Here is a 13,628-nt window from a genome sequence, read left to right on the forward strand (position 1 = left end):
GGCCCCATCCTGCCCGACGGGCGGGCGCCCGGTCAGCCGGGCAGTGCGGGCAGCCCGATCGGGCTGCCGGCCGGGATCAACGCATGGCAGGACCGGGCCGTCGGCTCCAGCAGCTCCCGGAGCCGGTCCGTGTCGTCTCGGCCCAGTGCCTGCCACGGGTGCGCGGCGGCCCGGTCGGTGGCGTCCTCGACCGCCTGGAACTCGGCCCGGCCGTGGTCGGTGGCCGTGCCGTCCCCGGTCAGCCAGCCCCGCTGCGCCAACCGCTCGCGGGCGGCGTGCCACTGCTCCTCGGACCAGCCCCGGCCCAGGAGATTCAGCGGCGACGAGCCGTCCATCGCGATCCGCCACGCCAGCGTCTCCACCGGGTCCAGCCCGGCGGCCACCAGCGCCGCCACGTGCCCGTCGCCGCGGTGCTCCCGCAGCGTGGTGGCGGCCTGCCAGAGCCGGGCCAGCGGGTACTCCCCGACCGGCAGCGCGGCGTTGACCGCGCCGAGCACCCGGCCGGCGGTCTGCGACGCCGAGGCGGCCCGCTCCAGCAGGTCGGCGGCCTCCGCCAGGTGTGTCTCCGGCAGCTCGTACGTCAGCTCGGCGAGGGCCTGCACCGCACCGGTCAGCCGGGCACGCAGCGCCTCCTGCGGGGTGGCCAACCGCCACACCGCCGGCAGCGCCCGGGCAACCATCGGTGGTGCGAAGCTGAAGAACGCGGCGATCACCGGGGCCGCCTCGGTGGCGCCCAGCGGCGCGGCCCGGCCGGCGAAGTAACCCCGCCAGTAGCCGCGTAGCCCGACCGCCTCGTACGCGGCACGAGCCCGGGGGTGGAAGTAGGTGACCGCGTGCACCGGCTCGAAGTGCGTCCACATCAACCGAGCGGTCCGTCCAGGATCGTCCAGCGCTGTCACGTGCACCTCCGCGTCCCGGTCCCCGATGCTCACCCCGGGCGGCGAACCGCCCGGGGTGACGCCGAACCTACTGCCGTTGGGTAACGGGTCGGAAGCCCCATGTGAACAACTCCATCGCGACCGGGGGACAACCGGGGCGATTCGGGCAGGTCACTGAGCGGCGAGCACGTCCACCACGAAGCGCAGCGGGCCGGTCGGGCGTCCACCTGCGGCAGCCTCGTCGTTGCCGTACGCCAGCTCGCCCGGAATGTCGAGCTGCACCCGGCTGCCCACTGTCACGCCGACCAGGCCCTGGTCCCAGCCGGGGATGACCTGGCCGACGCCGATCGGGAAGGTGGCCGGCTGCCCGGCCTTCCAGGAGGAGTCGAACTCCTTGCCGTCCTTGAAGAACACCCCCACGTAGTTGGTGGTGATCGTCTGACCCTTCTGCACGGCAGCGCCCTTGCCCTTGATCAGCGGGGTGACGGCGAGCTTCTTGAGGTCGCCAGTGCCCTTTGCCACCGTCGGCTTGCTGCCCAGCGCCGGGTCGGAGCCCTCGGGCAGCTGCGGCGCGGGAGGTGCGGCGGCATCGGGGGCCGGGGCCGAGGCGGACGGGGTCGCGCCGGCCTGGTTGGCGGGCTTGTCGTCGCTCCGGTTCCGGTCGATCCACACGAAACCGCCGATCAGCAGCGCCATCACTGCGACGCCGGCGAGCCCGCCCGCCCACGCCTGGCGGCGGCGCTTCGCGTCGGCAGCCTTCTTCGCCGCCAGCTGGGCCGCCAGCCGGCGGCCCGACTTGGTCGCCGGGCTCTGGTCGCCCGCCGACCGGTTCTGCTGCGTCCGCTCGCTCACGTCGTCGACTCCCTGCTGCGAAGGTGTGGCCGGCACCCAGTGCCGGGGGGAAAGCCGACGCACACGGTACCCGCATCGCGGCCCACCGTGCCCGCCGCGGACGCCTCGGATCGCCCAGCGAGGCAGTTGCGGGGCCTTCGCGGGCGGTTATTCCGGGACGACCATGAAGTCGGTCACGAACGATGTCACGCGGCCATCGGCGGCGCGACCGATCCAGGTGCCGTAGCAACCGTCTCCCCAACCGGTGGCCACGGTGACGACGTTGGCGCCGGTGGCCTCGTCCAGAACGGCGGTGACCAGCCCCGGGACCGGCGACGCGGGCAGCTCGGTCGGGATGAAGACCTCCTCGACCCGGTCCTCGTCCCACTCCTCCAGAACGGCCAGCGCCGTCGGGTCGGCGAGGGTGCCGGCGCCGGCGTCGACCCCGTACCCGAAGTAGTCGTCCGCGCCGAGCGTCGCGACGTCCTGGTCGCCCGCGACGGCCAGTTCCCAACGGGTGGTCGGCTCGTCCGAGACGACCAGCTCCAGGGCGGCCACCCGCCGGTCCACCTCGGCGTCCTCCCGCAGCACCACCGCCACCCAGGCGCGGGCGGGATGCCGACCGGGCGGCACGGTCACCGTGAACGGCTCGGCCTCCGGGCAGACCAGCGGGTCACACCCGACCACCTGACCCGTCGGCAACACGACGTCGCCCACCGGGTGGACCTCGATCAGGTATCCGCCGTGCTGGTCGGTGAAGCGGGCACCGGGCGTCAGCAACCGGTCCAGATCAGGGGTGTACGGCATGGGGGCTCCTCCGGTGGCCAGCGGCCGGCGGAGCGTACCCGGCCCGGCGGACACCGCCGCCGCTGCCGTACGGTCAGGCGCTCTTGCGGGGTGCGGTCTTCTTGGCGGTGGTCTTCTTCGCCGGCTCCGCCTTCTTCGCGGCGGTCTTCTTGGCGGCGGTCTTCTTCGCCGGCTCGGCCGCCTTCTTCTCGGCGGTCTTCTTCGCTGTGGTCTTCTTCGCCGGTGCCTTGGCCGCCTTCTTCTCGGCCGCCTTCTGCGCAGACCGGGCCGACGAGATGGGCGTCGGCTCACCGCCGCCGCCACCGCCACGCGCGGGTTGCTCGCCGCGAGCGGCCTTGGCCCGTTCCACGGACGCCTTCAGTGCGGCCATCAGGTCCACCGCGGCGGCCGGCGCCTCCTCGACCTCCTCCGGCTGCACGACCTCCCGACCCTCCACCTTGGCGTCGATGACCTCCTGCAACGCCGCCCGGTAGTCGTCGGTGAAGACGTCCGGCTCGAACTCACCGGTCATCGAGTCGATCAGGGAACTGGCCATCGCCAGCTCCGGCGGGCGCACCTTGAGGTCCTCGTCGAGGAAACCGAAATCCGGGGTACGGATCTCGTCCGGCCAGAGCATGGTGTTGAGCAGCAGCACACCCTCACGGACCCGCAGCGTGGCGAGCTGCTCCCGCTGACGCAGCGCCACCTTGACGATGGCCACCCGTTCCGAGTCGATCAGCGCGTCGCGCAGCAGCACGTACGGCTTGGTCGCCGCGCCTTCCGGCTCCAGAAAGTACGCCTTGTTGTAGAGGATCGGGTCGACCTGCTCCGCCGGCACGAACTCCAGCACGTCGATGGCCCTTGAGCTGGTCAGCGGCAGGTCGGCGAAGTCCTCGTCGGTGAGGATCACCATCTCGCCACCACCGATGTCGTAGCCCTTGGCGATGTCGTCGTAGGTGACTTCCTCGCCGCAGACCGAGCAGGTGCGCTTGTAGCGGATCCGACCGCCATCCTCGCGGTGCACCTGGTGGAACCGAATGTCCTTCTCCTCGGTCGCGGAGTAGAGCCTCACCCCGATCGAGACGAGCCCGAACGACACGGCTCCCTTCCAGATGGCACGCATCCTGCGCTCCCTTCCCCGGTATTGACCATGCTCGCATCCGAAAGAACCGGACGCGAGCTGTTCGGCCTGCTACTACAGTCGGGTCGTGCCTGGCGCGCCGCTCAAGCCGATGCTCGCGATGACCGGGCCGCTCCCGGCCGGTGACGGCTGGGCGTACGAGTTCAAGTGGGACGGGGTCCGCGCGCTCGCCGACATCTCCGGTGGTGGTCAGCACCTGTATGCCCGCTCCGGCGTGGAGATCACCGCCGCGTACCCGGAATTGGCCACCCTGCCCGAGCAGGTCGACGACGCGCTGCTCGACGGCGAGGTGGTGCTGCTCGGCGAGAGCGGGCAACCGTCGTTCACCGCGCTGGCCGAGCGGATGCACGTGCGGGACCGGAACAAGGCGGCCCGGTTGGCGGCGGTCATGCCGGTGACGTACATGATCTTCGACCTGCTCCGGTGGAACGGCGACGACCTGACCGGCTGGCCCTACGAGCGCCGCCGGGAGGCCCTGGAGGCCCTCGCGCTCGGAGGCGCCCGGTGGGCGGTGCCCCCAACGTTCGCCGACGGGCCGGCCACCTACGAGGCGGCCGGTGAGCACGGTCTGGAGGGGGTGATGGCCAAGCGGATCGGTGCCGTCTACCGCCCGGGGGTGCGCTCAGCGGACTGGGTGAAGGTCAAGCTTGAGGTGACCGGCGACTTCGTCATCGGTGGCTGGCGGCCGGGCGCGCGCCGGATCGGCGGGCTGCTGGTCGGGGTGCCCGGCCCGGACGGTCGGCTGATCTACCGGGGCCGGGTCGGCGGTGGGATCGGCGCCGCCATCGAACGGCAGCTCCTCGCCGAGTTGGAACCGCTGCGGTCCGGCGCGTCACCGTTCGCGCCGGGTGTGCCGCGCGAGGATGCCCGAGGGGCCATCTGGGTAGAACCCCGGGTGGTGGTGGAGGTGAAGTACGGCCAGCGCACCCCGGACGGTCGACTGCGCTTCCCCCGGGTGCTGCGGTTGCGCCCGGACAAACCCGCGGAGGAGGTCGACGATGCCGGCTGATCGGCTACGGGTGGACGTCGAGGGCCGCGCGCTGGAATTGTCCAACCTGGACAAGGTGCTCTACCCGGCGGCCGGCTTCACCAAGGGTGAGGTGATCGACTACTACACCCGGATCTCCCCGGTGCTGCTGCCGCACCTGCGGGACCGACCGGTCACCCGGATCCGCTATCCCAACGGGGTGGACGACAAGTCGTTCTTCGAGAAGAACACGCCGGCCGCGACCCCGGACTGGGTGCGGGTGGAGAACCTCCCGGCGCCCGGCTCGACGAAGGGCCGGGAGACCATCGACTACGTGGTCGCCGACGACCTGCCCACCCTCGTGTGGCTGGCCAACCTGGCCGCGTTGGAGCTGCACACGCCGCAGTGGAAGGTCGGCGAGCACCCGGACATGATGGTCGTCGACCTGGACCCTGGGCCGCCGGCCGGGCTCGCCGAGTGTTGTCCGGTGGCGGTGCTGATGCGCGACCGGCTCGCCGAGGACGGGATCGAGTCTTACCCGAAGACCTCCGGCAAGAAGGGCATGCAGCTCTGCTGCCCGATCGCGGGCACCCAGTCGTCGGATCTCGTCTCCGACTACGCCCGACGGATCGCTCAGGAGTTGGAGAAGGCCCACCCGAAGCTGATCGTGTCGAAGATGGCGAAGAACCTTCGCCCGGGCAAGGTCTTCATCGACTGGAGTCAGAACAACGCGGCGAAGACGACCGTCGCGCCGTACTCGCTGCGGGCCCAGTCGGTGCCGTCGGTGTCGACGCCGCTGACCTGGGACGAGGTCGAGGCTGGCGCACGCGGCCGCAAGCCGGCCGTCCGCCAGTTCACCGCCGCCGAGGTCCTGGCGCGGGTCGAGGAGTACGACGACCTGCTCGCCCCCCTGCTCGACGGCGGCCCGGAACTGCCCCTCTGAGCTGATGGCGCGGCGGGCTGCCCGTGACTGAGCGCGACAAGCGCCAGTGCCTAACCCAGCCCCCTCAACCCCCTTTGCTTTGCCTACCTATACGCAACACCACGATGAGCTGCGGATTTCTTTCTGGTCTCCGATGGTGCGGCCGAACCTGTGCTCGCAGAGCGTTAGCGTTGCGTATAGGTATGCAGAGCAAAGGGCCTGGGGTGGGGGTGGTGGCTGCGCCTGGCATCACCTTGTGTCACCGGCCCTGCGTCCATGTGCGGTGACTGCCGGGCCGGGAGGTAGGCGGCCTTGGTGACGCTGTAGAGCTGGTCCCGCATCAGGTTGCGGCGACGCGAACAGCGGGCGAAGCACGCAGCCGCCACCAGGCGCCACCGATCAGGGCGAGCGTGACGACGGTGACCGCGACGTCGCCGGCCAGGGCCGCCGCCGGGGAGGCCGGAGAGTACGGCGGCACCAGGTACGCGAACGCGGCGGCGGTGAGCAGGCTCGCCGAGCCGGCGGCGAGCACGTGCCGCTGTCCCCAACCGTTGCGCGACGACCAGCACACGATCAGCGCTCCGACGGCGGCGGCGAGCGCCAGCGCGATGACCACCCCCGCCCAGCCGGGCGTGAGGTCGGTGCCGAAGCGGACCAGGACGACCAGCAGGCCCACCCAGAGTGGGTGCGGCACCCGACGGACCCGACGCGGACGCGGGCGGCGCCAGCGCGGCAGCAGCGCCGTCGCGACGAGGGCGAGGACCAGCACCGTGGCGAAGGTCAGCTGGAGCGGACTGGCCAGGAAGTCCTTCCGGCCGCTGCTGTCCGAGAAGATCAGCAGACTGCCGAGCAGGTAGATCACACCGACCACGACGAGCCCGGGCCGGCCCAGCCACGGCCGCAGCCGGCGGTCCGCCCCGAGGAACGACTCGATGAGCACGATCGGCGCGCAGATGGTCAGCACGATGTGGTTGCCCACGTAGTCGAAGGCCTGCCGGAGGCTGAACTCCATCCCGGGCACCAGCGTCGCCTCCGCGGCGGCACGGGTGTCGGCGTACTGGGTGTCGTCGAGGAAGTCGGGGTTGAACAGCGACTGGTCGACCAGGCCCGCCTGGAGTACGCCGAACGCGGCGGCGAGCAGCACGATCGTCGGCCAACCCGCGCCGAGATGCCGGGCGGTCTCCCGGACCAGGATCGCCGCCCCGCCGTACATCGGGCCCAGGAAGACCAGCACCGGAAGGAAGTCGTCGATCGCGAAGCCACCCCACGAGCACTCGGCCGCCCAGGGCGCGAGCAGCAGCAACGCGACCACCGGCAGCAGCCGCCGACGCAGCGGAAGACGCCCGACCGTGGCGGGGCCGTCAGTGGCGGTGGGGTGGGGCTCGGCCGTCATGGGCGCTCCTCGGCGGCGGTGGGGTGTCACCCCGTACCGTGCTCGGGCCACCCGACCAGCCGCTACGGCCATCGGCCGACGACGGGCGCGACGAAAGTCGTTGAGTAGGGTGGTGCCGACGTCGACCCGGGGAGCGTGGAGATGCAGCCAACCGTCACGGCCGACCTGACGGCCCGACCCGCCGACGCCGAACACCCGCTGCTCAGCTACCGCGACGAGGCGACCGGCGAGCGCGTCGACCTGACCGCACAGCAGGTCGGCACCTGGGCGGCGCGCAGCGCGAGCCTCCTGCGCGACGGCTGCGGGCTCGGCCCCGGCAGCCGCGTAGCGGTCCTGCTGCCGCCGCACTGGCGTACCGCCGCGGTGTTGCTGGGCGCCTGGGCCTCCGGCCTGGCGGTGTCGTTCCGACCGCGCGCCACGGCGGGCCTGCCGGTCCTTGAGCCCGGCGGTGACCGGCCGTTCGACGCGGTCTTCGTGACGCCGGAGCGGCAGGACGACTGGCTGGAGGAGGTGCCGGACGCGGCGCACCGCTATCTCGTCGGCACCGGGCCGGGGCGGCTGGACGACGTGCCGTTGGGCTGGTTGGACTGGTCCGCAGAGGTGCTTCGGTACGGCGACGGCGCGCCCGACCACACCGCCATCCACCCGTCGGATCCGGCCACAGCGGACGGCACCACCTACGGCCAGTGGGGTGCGCTCGCCCAGGAGTTCGCCACGATGCTGGACCTGCGCGCCGGCGACCGACTGCTGGTCGACGCCGCCGAGACCGAGCAGCCGCTGAAGTGGTTGCTCGCGCCGCTCTCGGCCGGCGCGTCAGTGGTGATCAGCGCCAACCTCGACCCGGCGCGGCGGGACGCGATCGTCGCCGCCGAGCGGGTGACCCGGGTCCTCTGATCGGGCCGCACCGGCCCAAACAGCGCCGGCCGGCCCTGTTCCGTTACATCGGCATCTGCCCTGCTCAGAGGGTCTTTTGTCGATGCCGTTGGCATGTTCTCATACCGGAACAACGACGTCATCGACCACGCACCGCCTCCCTCACTGAAAGGTGCACCGATGCGCAGAAGATCGACCTTCCGACTGGCAGTCCTCACCGCCACCGCCGCGACGTTCCTGGCGTCCGGCGGCGCCTCCGGGGCGCTGGCCACGGCCGGCCCCGCGACCGCCTCCCCAGGTGTCGTGGCTTGCGACCCGGGCACCGAGGCGCACAGCGCAGCCCGGGTCGCCCAGGGCGCCACCGCCCAGGAGCCGGAGCTGCATTCCAAGAACGAGGCGAACGCCTACGGCGTGATCAAGGACGCGCCACGTCTGCCCAACGGCAGTGTCACGGTGCCGACCGTCTTCCACATGGTCTCCGACCACCCCCTCAGCGCCGCCGAGACGACCAGGTGGAACACCCTGATCGCCGCGCAGATGACGGTGCTCAACGACTCGTTCGCGGGCCGTACGGCGGGAGACGCCTCCAACACCCCGTTCCGGTTCTCGCTCGTGGACACGACGTGGACGGTGAACAGCGCCTGGTACACGGTCGTGCCAGGCAAGAACGAGCGGGACATGAAGAAGGCCCTCCACACCGGTGACTCCCGCACCCTGAACGTGTACGCGGCCAACATCGGCGGTGGGCTGCTCGGCTGGGCGTACTTCCCGAAGGGCTACAACAACGGCCGCGACTACATCGACGGCGTGGTGATGCTCGACGAGTCGATGCCGGGCGGCACGGCCGGCAAGTACGCCCTGGGTGACACGCTGACGCACGAGGTCGGGCACTGGCTGATGCTGGAGCACACCTTCGCGCACGGCTGCTCGGCGGCCGGCGACTTCGTCGCGGACACCCCGCGCGAGGCGGCCCCGCAGTTCGACTGCCCGGTGGGTGCGGACACCTGCACCGCGCCCGGGTTGGACCCGATCCACAACTTCATGGACTACACGCAGGACTCCTGCATGAACATGTTCACGCCGGGTCAGGCCGACCGGATGAGCGACGCCTGGGTGGCGTTCCGCGCCGGCGGCGCCGGGTAGCCCTCTGGAAGTCGGTGCCGGCGGGTCTCTCTGCGGCGACCCGCCGGCCCGTCTGCTTCACCCTTCCGGTGGAGCCCGGCCCTTCCCTCGATCCTCACGTTGCCCACCCCCGACGTCGTGGCCGGTCAGCCCGGAACGGGTCGGCCCGACGATCTGTGCGCGGGTCAGCTGGCGAACAGCAGGGCGGGATCAAGGAGGACGACGAGGGCGGTGGGGAAGTGGTTGCCGAACGCGACGGCTCTCGTCCCGCCGTTGCGCAGCACGACGACTGTGTCGCCAAGCGGGTTGAGCGCGACGATCAACATGAACCAGGCCACGGCATCGGCGGTGGCGAAGGCGATCAGGCCAGGCCGATCAGCCCGTAGCTGAGATCGCGCAGGCCCTTGACCGTCAGGTAGGCGGGCTCCCCGTCCGGCCGGGCCGGCACCCCGTACCCGGCTGCCGCCGCCCGGGCTGCCAGCCGAACCGCGCGCCGATGAAGGCGCGACCCACCTGGCCCGGGGATTCGTCGAACTGGCCGAGACGGTGCGCTCGGTCGCTGGGGACGACGACCTCGAGACGTTGACCGAGACCTTCTGGGCTGGCCTGCACGGGCTGGTCACACTGATGCGCAGCGGCCGGCTCCGCCGCGCCGACCACGAGCGGCGGCTCGCGGTCCTGGTGGACCGCTTCTCGCGGTAAGAACCGCCGGTTAGGACTGTCGCGGCCGTCCCGCGCGCCGTCAGCCGACCGAGAGCAGGGTCCATGCCCGTGGATCTGAACCGGCACGCCGGTCGGCCAGGGGGTCTGACACACCACCGTGCGGAAGCAATGCCCGTCGGGAGACCTGCCGTGAGTGGGCGATTTCTAGGGTTTCGAGTGCAAAGTTACATTTGCCCTTTATTGGCTGCTACCGCCGATACTGTGACTTTTGCGCGTCGTGGGAGGGGCTCGCGATGTGTCGACCCGTTCCGTGGAGGGGACATGAGGGAAAAGACGGAACGTAAGCCGCTGGCGAGTCCCAGGCACGTCAAGGCCGCGTCGGGTTTGGGCTCCGTGCTGATCATTGCCGGGATGACCACCGGCGTCACCCCCGCTCAGGCGGCCGAGGTGGTCCACAAGGCCCGCGCCGAGCGTAGCTACCAGGGCACGCCCGGACCGTTCGGGCAGGCGCAGGCGTGGCAGCCCGGCGCAACTCTCGTGCGGGACGGCGGCCCCGACGGATGGTCCGATCCGCAGGGTTGGCAGTGGCAGGACCAAGGGCCGGGTCGGCGCCGCCATGATGGCGGCAAGGTGGGTCCGCAGGGTCCGCAGGGCGAACGCGGCCCGCGTGGCCCACGTGGCTTCCAGGGTGCTACCGGCGCGCAGGGTTTCCAGGGTGCGCAGGGCGAGGTCGGTCCGCAGGGTCCGCAGGGCGCGCAGGGCGGGGCCGGTCCGCAGGGCGAGGCCGGTCCGCAGGGTGCGCAGGGTGCGCAGGGCGGGGCCGGTCCGCAGGGTGCGCAGGGTTTCCAGGGTGCGCAGGGCGAGGTCGGTCCGCAGGGCTCGCAGGGCGAGGCCGGTCCGCAGGGTGCGCAGGGCGCGCAGGGTTTCCAGGGTGCGCAGGGCGGGGCCGGTCCGCAGGGTGCCCAGGGTGCGCCGGGTGCGCAGGGTTTCCAGGGTGCGCAGGGCGAGGCCGGTCCGCAGGGCGCGCAGGGCGAGGCCGGTCCGCAGGGCGAGGCCGGTCCGCAGGGCGCGCAGGGCGCGCAGGGCGGGGCCGGTCCGCAGGGCGAGGCCGGTCCGCAAGGTGCGCAGGGCGAGCCGGGTGCGCAGGGCGCGCAGGGTTTCCAGGGTGCGCAGGGCGAGGCCGGTCCGCAAGGTGCGCAGGGTTTCCAGGGTGCCCACGGTGCGGAGGGCGAGGCCGGTCCGCAGGGTGCGCAGGGCGCGCAGGGCTCGCAGGGCGAGGCCGGTCCGCAAGGTGCCCAGGGTGCGCAGGGCGAGCCGGGTGCGCAGGGTTTCCAGGGTGCGCAGGGTGCGCAGGGCGAGGCCGGTCCGCAGGGTGCGCAGGGCGCGCAGGGCTCGCAGGGCGAGGCCGGTCCGCAAGGTGCCCAGGGTGCGCAGGGCGAGCCGGGTGCGCAGGGTTTCCAGGGTGCGCAGGGTGCGCAGGGCGAGGCCGGTCCGCAAGGTGCGCAGGGTTTCCAGGGTGCGCAGGGCGAGCCGGGTGCGCAGGGCGCGCAGGGTTTCCAGGGTGCGCAGGGCGAGGCCGGTCCGCAAGGTGCGCAGGGTTTCCAGGGTGCGCAGGGTGCGCAGGGTGCGCAGGGCGAGCCGGGTGCGCAGGGCGCGCAGGGTTTCCAGGGTGCGCAGGGCGAGGCCGGTCCGCAAGGTGCGCAGGGTTTCCAGGGTGCGCAGGGTGCGCAGGGTGCGCAGGGCGAGGCCGGTCCGCAGGGCGAGGCCGGTCCGCAGGGCTCGCAGGGTTTCCAGGGCCCACAAGGCGCCCAGGGTGTCCTGGCGGGCGTTCATGTCGAATCTTCTGATCTGGCTACCGGCCTCATAACCGTCCGCTGCCCCACCGGCGAAGTGGCGTCGGGCGGCGGCTACACCAGCAACGGAATCGTGACCGTGAATAGCCCGATCGTAGAAGGAGAGACTCCGGTCGGATGGCAGGCCAGCATCCTGGGGGGAGAAATCGGCCAGGTCTACGTCATCTGCGCGCCCGGCACATCCTGATCGGCACCCAGAATGATCGGCAGGAAGAGGAAGACAGTGAGAATGCGACAGGTATTCGGCACGCTTGCCTGCGGCTCTGTGCTACTGGCTGGAGCGGGTGCGTGCAGTGACGACAAGACACCCGTGGCGAAGGAATCCGGCGGGACCGTCGCTCCAGGGGCCGGGCAGGGGGACCCGAAGGTCCTGCTCCAGCAGGGTATCGAGCAGGGTCAGGCCGGCAAGTCCGACGAGGCGAAGGCAACCTTTGAGAAGGTGGTCGCGCTTCAGGGGGGCAACAAGTTCGCCTGGTTCAACCTCGGCTACCTCGCCCAGTCGCGTAACGCAACCGACGAAGCGGTGGCGGCCTACGACAAAGCGCTGCAGATCGACGACTCCTACCGGCCCGCCCTCTACAACAAGGCAATGCTGTTGGAGGAGGCGAAGCCGGACGAGGCGGTCGCGCTGTATCGCAAGATCGTCGATGCCGATGAGGGCGCTTCCACGGCGTACCTGCGGCTGGGGTTGATGCTCGTCAGGCAGCACGACCAGACGGGCGCCCGGGCGGCGTTCGCGTCGGCGATCGATGCAGACCCGAAGCTGGCGTCGGCGGTCCCCGAGGACTTCCGCCCGCAGAAGACAAAGAAGTGATCGCGTGGTGAAGGCACCACACGTCACGGTTTTCACGGGTAGCAACCGAACCCGCTTCCTGGACGATTGTCTGCAGTCCCTGCTGGCGCAGACGTACGCGGACTGGGAATGGGTGGTGATTCTCAACCAGGGCACCCGGTGGCGCCCCGAGGCGAACGATCCACGGATCCGCCTCCTGGTGCGGGACGGGCTGTCCGGTGTCGGTGCTGTGAAGCGACAGGCCTGCGCCGAGGCGTACGGGGACATCCTCGTCGAACTCGACGACGACGACCTGCTCAGCAGCGACTGCCTGGCGGAGGTCGTGGCCGCCTTCGGCGCGAACCCCGGGGCGGGCTTCGTCTACAGCGACACGGCCCAGATCAGCGAGGACGACGGCCGGGACGACTCGCGGTTCGCCGCCGCGCACGGGTGGCGCTACCGCGACGAGCGGGTCGACGGGCGTGAGGTGTTGGCCTGCTACTCGCTGGAGCCGACGCCGCACAACGTCAGCTACATCTGGTACGCCCCGAACCACGTCCGGGCGTTCCGACGGGATCTGTACGAGAAGGTGGGCGGCTACAACGAGGAACTCGACGTGGCCGACGACCTCGACCTGATGTGCCGGCTGTACCAGGCGGCCGAGTTCCACCAGATCCCCAAGTGCCTTTACCTGCAACGGATGCACACCCGAAACACTCAGCGCGACCCTGAGGTCAACGCGCGCATCCAGCGGCGGTCCGTGGAGATCTACGACCGCAACATCCAGTTCAACGCGTTGGCCTGGGCGAAACGGCGGGACCTGCTGGCCCTGGATATGGGAGCGGCATACAACAAGCCGGAGGGGTTCCTCGGGCTGGATCGCCGTGCCGGGGACGGCGTGGACATCGTCTGTGACGTCACGAAGGGGATCGACCTGCCGGACAACAGCGTCGGGGTGATCCGGGCGGTCGACTTCCTGGAGCACATCCCGGACAAGATCGGGATCTTCAACGAGTTGTACCGGGTCCTCGCCCCGAACGGGTTGCTGCTGTCCCTGACGCCCAGTTCGGACGGACGGGGCGCGTACCAGGACCCGACGCACGTCGCGTTCTACAACGAGAACTCGTTCTGGTATTTCACCAACGACCAGTACGCACGCTTCGTGCCGGAAATCCGCTGCCGATTCCAGGTGTCTCGCCTGGGCACGTACTTCCCGAGCGATTTCCACCAGGCGAACAACATCCCGTACGTAGTGGCGAACCTGATCGCGGTGAAGGACGAGACCCGCAACGGAGGTCTGTTGACGATCTGAGCCGACGGCCGTGACACGGACCTGCGGCCTCCGGCTAGGGCAGGAGGCCCCAGGGCAAGAGGAACGATGCGCAACGGCCGGCTCCGCCGCGCCGACCACGACCGGCGGCTCGCGG

Annotated in this window: 14 protein-coding genes; 7 read left to right on the forward strand and 7 right to left on the reverse strand. The window is 71.1% G+C overall.

All coding sequences use genetic code 11. From position 1 onward, the window contains the following. Window positions 1-32: 32 nt before the first annotated feature. The 4 genes from CLT68_RS08770 to ku form a co-directional block, all read right to left on the reverse strand. Window positions 33-860: an SCO6745 family protein gene (locus CLT68_RS08770; protein WP_099856933.1), complete on the reverse strand. Its 828-nt coding sequence runs from the start codon at window positions 858-860 to the stop codon at window positions 33-35. Between the two features lie 189 nt (window positions 861-1,049). After that, the gene (locus CLT68_RS08775) at window positions 1,050-1,766 is read right to left on the reverse strand and encodes an FKBP-type peptidyl-prolyl cis-trans isomerase (RefSeq protein ID WP_088951209.1); all 717 of its coding nucleotides are present in this window, start codon (window positions 1,764-1,766) and stop codon (window positions 1,050-1,052) included. Window positions 1,767-1,877: 111 nt separating this feature from the next. Beyond that, window positions 1,878-2,516 (reverse strand): DUF4241 domain-containing protein, encoded by a 639-nt coding sequence (locus CLT68_RS08780; RefSeq protein ID WP_099850033.1) that lies wholly within the window; start codon window positions 2,514-2,516, stop codon window positions 1,878-1,880. Window positions 2,517-2,589: 73 nt separating this feature from the next. Further along, window positions 2,590-3,618: a non-homologous end joining protein Ku gene (ku, locus tag CLT68_RS08785; protein WP_099850035.1), complete on the reverse strand. Its 1,029-nt coding sequence runs from the start codon at window positions 3,616-3,618 to the stop codon at window positions 2,590-2,592. Window positions 3,619-3,703: 85 nt separating this feature from the next. Between ku and ligD (CLT68_RS08790) the strand changes: the two genes are divergently transcribed. Further along, window positions 3,704-4,645: a non-homologous end-joining DNA ligase gene (ligD, locus tag CLT68_RS08790; RefSeq protein ID WP_099850037.1), complete on the forward strand. Its 942-nt coding sequence runs from the start codon at window positions 3,704-3,706 to the stop codon at window positions 4,643-4,645. Then, on the forward strand, window positions 4,635-5,546 hold the full coding sequence (gene ligD / locus CLT68_RS08795) for a non-homologous end-joining DNA ligase (RefSeq protein WP_099850039.1): 912 nt from the start codon (window positions 4,635-4,637) through the stop codon (window positions 5,544-5,546). Before ligD (CLT68_RS08790) ends, ligD (CLT68_RS08795) begins: the two co-directional genes overlap by 11 nt. Window positions 5,547-5,865: 319 nt before the next feature. On the opposite strand, the gene CLT68_RS08800 is transcribed toward ligD (CLT68_RS08795), so the two are convergent. Then, on the reverse strand, window positions 5,866-6,918 hold the full coding sequence (locus CLT68_RS08800; RefSeq protein WP_099850041.1) for a hypothetical protein: 1,053 nt from the start codon (window positions 6,916-6,918) through the stop codon (window positions 5,866-5,868). A 141-nt stretch (window positions 6,919-7,059) separates the two neighbouring features. Here CLT68_RS08800 and CLT68_RS08805 point away from each other — a divergent pair, with 141 nt between their 5' ends. After that, window positions 7,060-7,812 carry a TIGR03089 family protein gene (locus tag CLT68_RS08805; RefSeq protein ID WP_099856935.1) on the forward strand — a complete coding sequence of 251 codons (753 nt, stop codon included), beginning with the start codon at window positions 7,060-7,062 and terminating at the stop codon, window positions 7,810-7,812. A gap of 159 nt (window positions 7,813-7,971) precedes the next feature. Next, window positions 7,972-8,934, forward strand: coding sequence for a zinc metalloprotease (locus CLT68_RS08810; RefSeq protein WP_099856937.1), 963 nt, complete (start codon window positions 7,972-7,974; stop codon window positions 8,932-8,934). A gap of 164 nt (window positions 8,935-9,098) precedes the next feature. Here CLT68_RS08810 and CLT68_RS33725 read toward each other — a convergent pair whose 3' ends face one another. Next, on the reverse strand, window positions 9,099-9,251 hold the full coding sequence (locus tag CLT68_RS33725) for a DUF4267 domain-containing protein (RefSeq protein WP_486482109.1): 153 nt from the start codon (window positions 9,249-9,251) through the stop codon (window positions 9,099-9,101). 175 nt (window positions 9,252-9,426) lie between these two features. On the opposite strand from CLT68_RS33725, the gene CLT68_RS08820 reads away from it, so the two are divergent. After that, the gene (locus CLT68_RS08820; protein ID WP_486482419.1) at window positions 9,427-9,615 is read left to right on the forward strand and encodes a TetR-like C-terminal domain-containing protein; all 189 of its coding nucleotides are present in this window, start codon (window positions 9,427-9,429) and stop codon (window positions 9,613-9,615) included. A 198-nt stretch (window positions 9,616-9,813) separates the two neighbouring features. On the opposite strand, the gene CLT68_RS33730 is transcribed toward CLT68_RS08820, so the two are convergent. Further along, the gene (locus tag CLT68_RS33730; protein WP_486482110.1) at window positions 9,814-11,409 is read right to left on the reverse strand and encodes a hypothetical protein; all 1,596 of its coding nucleotides are present in this window, start codon (window positions 11,407-11,409) and stop codon (window positions 9,814-9,816) included. Window positions 11,410-11,739: 330 nt separating this feature from the next. On the opposite strand from CLT68_RS33730, the gene CLT68_RS08830 reads away from it, so the two are divergent. Together CLT68_RS08830 and CLT68_RS08835 are read left to right on the forward strand one after the other, a co-directional pair. Beyond that, window positions 11,740-12,243 (forward strand): tetratricopeptide repeat protein, encoded by a 504-nt coding sequence (locus tag CLT68_RS08830; protein ID WP_158240872.1) that lies wholly within the window; start codon window positions 11,740-11,742, stop codon window positions 12,241-12,243. Between the two features lie 4 nt (window positions 12,244-12,247). Further along, the gene (locus CLT68_RS08835; protein WP_486482111.1) at window positions 12,248-13,513 is read left to right on the forward strand and encodes a glycosyltransferase; all 1,266 of its coding nucleotides are present in this window, start codon (window positions 12,248-12,250) and stop codon (window positions 13,511-13,513) included. The last annotated feature ends 115 nt before the right edge of the window (window positions 13,514-13,628 follow it).

Source organism: Micromonospora sp. CNZ299 (genome assembly GCF_002754415.1).

Bases quoted from the DNA above. Each gene is read 5' to 3' on its own strand.
- CLT68_RS08805 (WP_099856935.1), top strand. From the start codon at position 7,060: ATGCAGCCAACCGTCACGGCCGACCTGACGGCCCGACCCGCCGACGCC.
- CLT68_RS08800 (WP_099850041.1), bottom strand. From the start codon at position 6,918: ATGACGGCCGAGCCCCACCCCACCGCCACTGACGGCCCCGCCACGGTC.
- ku (WP_099850035.1), bottom strand. From the start codon at position 3,618: ATGCGTGCCATCTGGAAGGGAGCCGTGTCGTTCGGGCTCGTCTCGATC.
- CLT68_RS08770 (WP_099856933.1), bottom strand. From the start codon at position 860: ATGTGGACGCACTTCGAGCCGGTGCACGCGGTCACCTACTTCCACCCC.
- CLT68_RS33730 (WP_486482110.1), bottom strand. From the start codon at position 11,409: ATGAACGCCCGCCAGGACACCCTGGGCGCCTTGTGGGCCCTGGAAACC.
- CLT68_RS08810 (WP_099856937.1), top strand. From the start codon at position 7,972: ATGCGCAGAAGATCGACCTTCCGACTGGCAGTCCTCACCGCCACCGCC.
- ligD (WP_099850039.1), top strand. From the start codon at position 4,635: ATGCCGGCTGATCGGCTACGGGTGGACGTCGAGGGCCGCGCGCTGGAA.
- CLT68_RS08780 (WP_099850033.1), bottom strand. From the start codon at position 2,516: ATGCCGTACACCCCTGATCTGGACCGGTTGCTGACGCCCGGTGCCCGC.